This is a genomic window from Prevotella conceptionensis 9403948 (assembly GCF_000312305.1).
Lineage (GTDB): Bacteria > Bacteroidota > Bacteroidia > Bacteroidales > Bacteroidaceae > Prevotella > Prevotella conceptionensis.
In genome coordinates this window covers 1-892 of record NZ_HE999502.1, presented here as the reverse complement: position 1 = coordinate 892, position 892 = coordinate 1, and the positions used below count along the sequence as shown (strand labels likewise).

Here is an 892-nt window from a genome sequence, read left to right as displayed (position 1 = left end):
GGGTGGCTGGCTCGTTATCCTTCTTCCAAAGGGTCAGCAGCAGTGTCTTGATGCTCTCCCTTTTCTCCACATCATACACCTTGTCGGTGGTATAGAAGGGATTGAAGCTGATGGGGCTCTCATCCGAGTAGGTGAAGTACACCCCATCCTCGCCCTGCGTCTTGTGGCGTATCATCTCGCACAAGCCCTGATAACTGTTTCCCGTGTCCACCAAGACGATATGGGTGTTCTGCTCCCAATACTGCCTCAAGAGGTGGTTGGTGAAGAAAGACTTGCCACTGCCCGAAGGACCCAAGATGAATTTGTTCGGTTCGTGGTGATGCCTTTCTTCATCGGCAGGTCGGAGATGTCGAGATGAATGGGCTTGCCGCTGCGGTCTGCCATCTTGATGCCGAACGGAGATAGCGAATCACGGTAGTTGGTCTCTTCATTGAAGAGGCAGACCGCCTGTTCGATGAACGTGTAAAAACTCTCTTCTGCGGGAAAAGTCGGCTTCATTGCCGGGAATGCCTGCCCAGAACAGCGTCGGCACATCCACCGTGTTGTGTCGTGGCTTGCACTCCATCAGAGCCAGCTGACTGCCCACATCGTTACGGATACGGCGAAGTTCCTCCTCATCATCGCTCCACGCCAAGACGTTGCAATGACAGCGGACGGAGGTAAGCCCGAAGCTGTGCGCCTCGTTCAGATACTCGTCAATCCACTGTTTGTTGATTTGGTTGCTCCGGCTGTAACGGGAGAGCGAGTGCATATTCCGTGCGCTCTTCTCGAAGCGTTGCAGGTTCTCGGCACTATCATCAATCAAGACATACTGGTTGTAAATGTGGTTGCACGAGAGCAACAGCCCTATGGGAGCGGCAAAGGAAAGGCGGCAGTCGCTGCGGTCAGTGGA

1 pseudogene is annotated in these 892 nt (G+C 54.0%); it reads right to left on the bottom strand.

Annotated elements, in window-relative coordinates:
• Positions 1-892: pseudogene (locus BN93_RS15960) on the bottom strand (TraG family conjugative transposon ATPase); the annotation flags it as partial.